Raw genomic sequence first — 6,519 nt, 5'->3', positions numbered from 1 at the left:
TCACTTTGCTAAGGCTATTGCAATCTTTCATCCCATTATCAATAACAAAAACCCCCTTTTCAAAGTGCAACCAACAGTTCCTTTAGTAAACAAAAATATGCACTTCTTATACAAGAAAAAAAGCTCTATATTTAGCACAATTCTGAGATTCAGGCAGCAGCAACTACCTAATCCCTAGGATATAACCAGCTACCGAAGAGAAGCAACAGTCCCACAAAAACTATCACAGAAAACGGCCCTTACACCTAAGCGGCTTACCCCATTAAGAGAGACAGCATACAGCACTAGACCGCCCTATTTCATCCAAAAACAAGATGAAAGAACATCTACCCGTATACATTCTATCACACAAGATACAATACTACTTTTGCTCAGAAATAATCTTCACTGAATTACTGATTAATCCCACTGATTTTTCGAAAATTTCCTGCTCCTCCTGTGAGAGAACGTATTCTATCACCTCTTCTACACCATTCTTTCCTATTACCGCTGTAACCCCCACAAACAGACCGCCACTTACTCCATACTTACCATCTAACCCTACTGAGCAAGGGATAACACAGCGCTTATCGAATAAGTATGATTCAAGCATATTCATACAGGAAGCAGCTGGAGCATAATACGCTGAACCACTCTTCAGCAACTTAACAATCTCCTCTCCTCCCTTGCGAGTCCTTTCTACAATTGCATGCACATCTTCAGAGCTCAAACGACCACAACTTATAAGATCTGAAACAGAAACACCCCCAACAGTAGAATACTTCAACAAAGGCAACATAAGATCACCGTGCCCACCTAAGACAACAGATGATACGCTACTTACCGAAACACCCATGTGCTTCGCAAGGAAAAAAGAAAACCTCGCCGAATCCAGAACGCCCGCCATGCCAACTACCTTGTTCATAGGCAATCCTGAACATTGCTGCATATACCACACCATGGCATCAAGAGGATTGGTCACAACTATAACAAAAGCATCGGGAGAATATTTCCTAATATTTTCAGCCACACCTTTTATCACCGCTGCATTAGCCATGAGCAAATCTTCACGACTCATCCCTTCCTTTCTAGGAAGGCCTGCCGTAACAACAATTGCATCAGATCCCTCAATAGCTTCATAGTCTGAACCACCAACTGCTGTTATATCCACACCCGATATTGCTAGCGCATGCCCGATATCCAACAACTTCCCCCGTGGCACACCGTCCATCACATCTACAAGTACAAGCTCCTGACAGATACCCGCAACACCTAGCATATAAGCTAAAGTACCACCTATATTCCCAGCACCTATTAATGAAACTTTTACTGAACGATGAGAGCGCATAGCCACAATGTGAAAAACAAAAACCCTCGAAGTATAGCAAGCCCTCTATACTTGTCAAGCAGGCTTCCCTACCTGTCCTTATTCCATGTAGCAGAGATAGAAATGCTCTTTGAATCCCTGATAAAAGATACTACTGGCTTACAGATTTTCACTTCACATGCCAACGTCGTATCGTACTCCAAAACTATAAATGATAGTATATCGGATATTGCATCCTCCAAAAGGAGGTAATCTTTTGCCGTAAGTAACTCAACTACTCTTTGACTAAGGATATCATAATCCAAGAACTCACCACCTTGCTCGCTGCTATATGTTATACTCATACTAACATGGACTTTTTGCTTGATTATTCTTTCCCAGTTGTAAACTCCTATGCACATACAGACCGCTAGATCTTCAATATTTAGCTGAAAAACCACAAAATTCTCTCTAGATAGGTATCAGTTAGTATAAAATGCGACATTATGCGCTTTGTCTAGGAGAATACATATGCAAAAGCCTTTACATAAGTTACTGACATGGGCTTCAAACATGGCACTATATCCATTTGGACGCCCGAAAAAAGTTCAAGACGGGGAGTTGCACTATATATCTGGCACGCGCAGATGCGTGGCCGCATTAATAGATCTGCTACTTGTCGTGCTAGTATTACAGCTTATGCATGGTTGTTTTATATATGTTTTCCCTAAAAATGAGGCAACTTTCAAGGCTGTTGAGAAATACAAAATGGGAGCTTCATTAAAGGAAGATGAAGTCATTTTAAAAAATAGATACCTGTACAAAGTCGTGGCACTGCAGACTATACAACTTGTTGCGCTATACATGTATTATGTGTACATGTGGACACGTTTTTCTGCTACAGTAGGTGCATATCTATTAGGACTTAAAGTAATAGATGAAAATTCACTTGCAGCCATGAACTTCGCACAAGCTACAAAAAGGTTTGCATACGTAGGGATTTCTGGCTTACCTCTTTGTCTTGGCATAATTTGGTCCAATTTTGATTCAAGAAAAAGGGCATGGCACGACATGCTGGCAAATACTGTAGTCGTAACAAAAAAGAGCTTACTTCAGTATAAAGAAAAGGCTAGCTGATGCTTTCCATAGGCCATCTAGCTCTGGGAGCAAATCCTAGCGAAGCAACTGCGTTACCCTTACGAAGATTCTCCACTCCTGCCCAAGCCACCATTATGCCATTGTCCGTGCATAGTTCCCTGGGTGGAAATATCGCAGTAATACCCATGTCTTCCGCGCACTGCGATATAACAGTTCTTAAAAATCCATTTGATGCTACCCCACCAGTAACCACCAGCTTATCTATACCCTCGTTCAGTTTTCTAGCAGCCCTTATGGCATTCCGTATTCTACTCACCAGTATATCACCTACGCATTCCTGAAAAGATGCACATATATCACATACCATTTCTTCGTCCAGAGGTCCCTCCCTCTCGATTGCATAACGAACTGCTGTCTTTAATCCTGAAAATGAAAAGTCACAGCCAGGTCTATTATGTAAAGCGCGAGGAAAAAAGAATCTATCCCCACGACCGTTCTTAGCCTTACATTCTACAGCCGGACCGCCCGGATACCCTAACCCAAGCATTCGCGCCACTTTATCAAACGCTTCACCTAGTGAATCATCGATTGCACCGCCCAATTTACTGTAGCAGCCAACATCATGAGCTAACATAAACTGACAATGGCCACCCGAAACAATAAGAACAAGAAAAGGAAAGACAATCTCTTGATTCATCCGCACCACCAAAGCATGGGCTTCTAAATGATTAACCGCTATGATAGGCTTTTTCGTCGCATAGGAAACAGCCTTTGCAAACATAACACCCACAATCAAAGAACCTACTAACCCAGGCCCAGCTGTAACAGCTATACCCGAAAAATCATCGAATTTCAGAGCAGAATTGCTCATTGCCTTTCTCACGAGCACCTGCAAGAAATCGTAGTGAGCACGCGCAGCTATTTCAGGAACCACCCCACCATATGCAGAATGCTCCACCTGAGACAAGACCTCATGCGAGAACACTTCCCCACTGTCTGCCAATATAGCAACAGCAGTTTCATCACAACTTGTCTCTATTCCTAGTAGTACTTCACCCACGCTAGCCTGTTATTAGACCAAAGTCTCTATAAAACTCTTCCGCACCCTTATGCAAGGGCACTTCAAAAGCACTACCTCTTGATGACGCCCCCCGAAGATCCGCTAATGTTAAATTCCTGAGAGCAGCACTCAGCTCACGGAACCTTACTAAGTTAGAAGCTATTGATTTTACCGTAATATAAGCCATCTCATCAGAAAGCTCTGTAGTCGCATATATCGAAGCTCTTATCGAGATGGTATGAACATCATACGGAATATTTGAGTATGTATTACCAGGTATCATACCCTCCTGGTAGTAAGGATACTTCTCTATAACTTTTGCTATCAAATCAGCATCTAGAGATAAGACAACCGAACCACACGTCGCAGCCACTTCCTGCATAGATGCATTTGGATGCCCAATAAAATCAGATATTACATCCACTTTTCCATCACAAAGTGCCTGCACTTGCTCAGAAGCTCTTAAATCCGACATTACAAGAAAATCTTTTGTTGTCCATCCCTTCAACTCCATAAGCCCCAACATCGCCGAACGAATGCCTGTACCAGGAGCGCCTATGTTAACCCTCTTACCTTTTATATCATCTATCGTTTTTATTCCAGAATCAGCACGCACTATTAACGTGAGATACTCCCTATGCAACTGCGCCAGCAACCTAAGATTCTGCATTGGCTGCTCACTACTATACAAATTTTTCCCCGCATAAGCATAATACCCTATGTCTGACTGAGCGGCACCGATATCCATGGCGCCCCTTCTCATGGCATTGAGATTGTATACACTTCCAGACGTAGATGCAGTAGAGCAAATAAGTGCATCACCAGGATGCCTCTCCCCATATCCCGAAACAACAAACTTACACAACCCTCCACCAATGGAATAGTATACTCCGGTCATAGACCCACTCCCTATAAGGACGAAATCCCTCGACGGAGCATCTGCAGAGAGAGCTACATTAGTAAAAAACAAAAAAGAAAGGCTACAAAGCGCAACAAAGCAGGTAACTATTCCCCTTAGCATATATGACCTATAAGCATTCCATCACATTATCCAACATTCTAGCAAATCCATCAGCATCTAAACTAGCACTACCTACCAACACCCCAGCGATATCACCAACACATGTATTCAGCGAGCATATGTTACTCTCATTTACAGAACCACCATATATGATACGAAGCCCAGGATTATGCGACCTAATTATAGAAAAAGCCTCCTCTATCATCGCAATATCAGGGATAACAGAACCACCTATAGCCCATATAGGTTCATAAGCAACAAAAAACTCCCCCTCTTCAGGAAGGCAACTCCGGCATTGCTCTAATAAAACCCTTCCAGTAGCGCCACTTTCTCGCTCTTCCTTATTTTCTCCCACGCATATTATCGGAACAAGGCATTCTCCTATAGCACTCTCAGCCTTAAGCTTTATCAAAGAGTCACTCTCATTAAGCAGAGTCCGCCGGTCAGAGTGGCCTAGTATCACGTACTCACAGCCACATTCCCGCAGCATTTTGGCAGTGATTTCACCAGTACAACCACGACTCATCCCAGCAAAACAGTCCTGCCCACCTAACTTAACTATACAACTTCGCCCCCTTAATGAAGGCATAGCAGTGTACGGGGGACACAACACCACGCTGCACGCAGAACTACCTGATAATGAGTTTTGAGAAGACAGAACGTCCAAGAAACTTTCAGCTAGCCTTGCATTACCGTTAGCCTTCCAATTCGCAACAACAAGAAAGGACATATCATCCATAATAATTACATAGAGAGAGCCGACTGCCGGACTCGAACCGACAACATCCTGATTACAAGTCAGGCGCTCTACCAATTATAGCTAAGCCGGCCAACCATCGCGAAAACTAAATCCTATAACAGCTAGCGGTAGCTATGATATACATGTTAGGATAAAAGTCAATACACTAAAACATGACTATTTATGGAGATATGCACGAGAATTAATGTATGAAAATTACCAAATACAGGACGAAAAAATCTTTGGGTCAGTGTTTCATACTAGATACTGCTATCGCGGAAAAAATTGTTTCACATGCAGGATGCCTGAAAAAATACAACGTAATAGAAGTAGGACCAGGACTCGGAATAATGACTCAATCAATCCTTAATAAAGGGGTACGTAGACTGATCGCTATTGAGAAAGATAGAAGATTATCAAACATACACAATAACATAAAAGAAGCACATACTGAATATGATTGCATTTTTGAAGATATTTTAGACGTCAACATAGAACAGCTGCTATCTCAATCGCCCCTCAAGATGATATCTAACCTCCCGTATAATATATCTGTAATTTTACTTCTAAAACTTCTTCCTTATATACATCGCTTTGAGAAGCTCATTCTTATGTTCCAAAAAGAAGTAGCCGATAGAATCGTAGCTCAGCCAAATACGAAAAGCTACTCTATTCTGTCTATTCTTGTGCAGCTACTATGTGATGTTAAAAAAATTGAAGATTTCCCACCGGAAATTTTCACCCCATCTCCTAAAGTATATTCTTCAGTTATAGAGATAACTCCCTTATTATCTCCTAGATTTTTAGTAGACAATTCATATTTCGCACAAGTATTAAAAAAGTTATTCCACTGCAGACGAAAAACAATCCGCAACTCCTTAAAGTCATGCATAAAAGATGGTGATACACTATTCATTGAATGCAATATTGCCCCTAATGCAAGAGCAGAATCCCTATCTATAGAGCAATTATGCACTCTGTCCAATGCCTTAAAAGCGCGCAGTATAAATATAATCTGATCACATCTACAAAAAAATAATAATCCTAGAAAACAGCACGATTTGTGGTTTTATACCTTCTACGGACTCTCAACCAGATAAAAACACGATACAACCGGTAAATACCAATAAACTCCGAAAATAAAAACCTCTAAGTGAAGACTAAGGGAAACATTCCTTCCGATTCAGAATACTCAGCACAGTCAGTAGTCCAAAACCCTTAATATAGTAGTTTATGAAGAAGCTGGTTGGATATCCTACAAATATAGTTCCCATCTACTAATTAGGAGCTATTTCTGCAAGAATTTCAGGCGTATC

Annotated in this window: 7 protein-coding genes and 1 tRNA gene; 2 read left to right on the top strand and 6 right to left on the bottom strand. The window is 41.5% G+C overall.

Annotated features, from left to right (window positions below):
- Positions 1-361 precede the first annotated feature (361 nt).
- Together mdh and KPX09_RS03900 are read right to left on the bottom strand one after the other, a co-directional pair.
- Complete coding sequence (gene mdh / locus KPX09_RS03905) at positions 362-1,327, bottom strand: malate dehydrogenase (protein WP_249549084.1); 966 nt, start codon at positions 1,325-1,327, stop codon at positions 362-364.
- 68 nt (positions 1,328-1,395) lie between these two features.
- Positions 1,396-1,746, bottom strand: coding sequence for a dihydroneopterin aldolase (locus KPX09_RS03900; protein ID WP_249549083.1), 351 nt, complete (start codon positions 1,744-1,746; stop codon positions 1,396-1,398).
- A 70-nt stretch (positions 1,747-1,816) separates the two neighbouring features.
- Between KPX09_RS03900 and KPX09_RS03895 the strand changes: the two genes are divergently transcribed.
- The gene (locus tag KPX09_RS03895; protein ID WP_249549082.1) at positions 1,817-2,422 is read left to right on the top strand and encodes an RDD family protein; all 606 of its coding nucleotides are present in this window, start codon (positions 1,817-1,819) and stop codon (positions 2,420-2,422) included.
- Here KPX09_RS03895 and tsaD read toward each other — a convergent pair.
- The 4 genes from tsaD to KPX09_RS03875 all read right to left on the bottom strand — a co-directional run bounded on the left by tsaD (position 2,415) and on the right by KPX09_RS03875 (position 5,294).
- Complete coding sequence (gene tsaD / locus KPX09_RS03890) at positions 2,415-3,443, bottom strand: tRNA (adenosine(37)-N6)-threonylcarbamoyltransferase complex transferase subunit TsaD (RefSeq protein ID WP_249549081.1); 1,029 nt, start codon at positions 3,441-3,443, stop codon at positions 2,415-2,417. The genes KPX09_RS03895 and tsaD overlap by 8 nt on opposite strands.
- A 1-nt stretch (position 3,444) precedes the next feature.
- On the bottom strand, positions 3,445-4,464 hold the full coding sequence (locus KPX09_RS03885) for a TAXI family TRAP transporter solute-binding subunit (protein WP_249549080.1): 1,020 nt from the start codon (positions 4,462-4,464) through the stop codon (positions 3,445-3,447).
- A gap of 7 nt (positions 4,465-4,471) precedes the next feature.
- Entirely contained in the window at positions 4,472-5,194 is a 723-nt protein-coding gene (locus tag KPX09_RS03880; RefSeq protein WP_249549079.1) for a triosephosphate isomerase, read from the bottom strand.
- A 26-nt stretch (positions 5,195-5,220) separates the two neighbouring features.
- Positions 5,221-5,294: transfer RNA gene (locus tag KPX09_RS03875), tRNA-Thr, on the bottom strand.
- Positions 5,295-5,412: 118 nt separating this feature from the next.
- On the opposite strand from KPX09_RS03875, the gene rsmA reads away from it, so the two are divergent.
- Entirely contained in the window at positions 5,413-6,222 is an 810-nt protein-coding gene (gene rsmA, locus KPX09_RS03870) for a 16S rRNA (adenine(1518)-N(6)/adenine(1519)-N(6))-dimethyltransferase RsmA (RefSeq protein ID WP_249549078.1), read from the top strand.
- Positions 6,223-6,519: the final 297 nt, after the last annotated feature.

This window comes from Anaplasma phagocytophilum, from assembly GCF_023476575.1.
Taxonomy (GTDB): Bacteria; Pseudomonadota; Alphaproteobacteria; order Rickettsiales; family Anaplasmataceae; genus Anaplasma; species Anaplasma phagocytophilum_A.
Note: the sequence above shows the minus strand (reverse complement) of the source record. Positions and strands in the feature narration are given on the sequence as shown.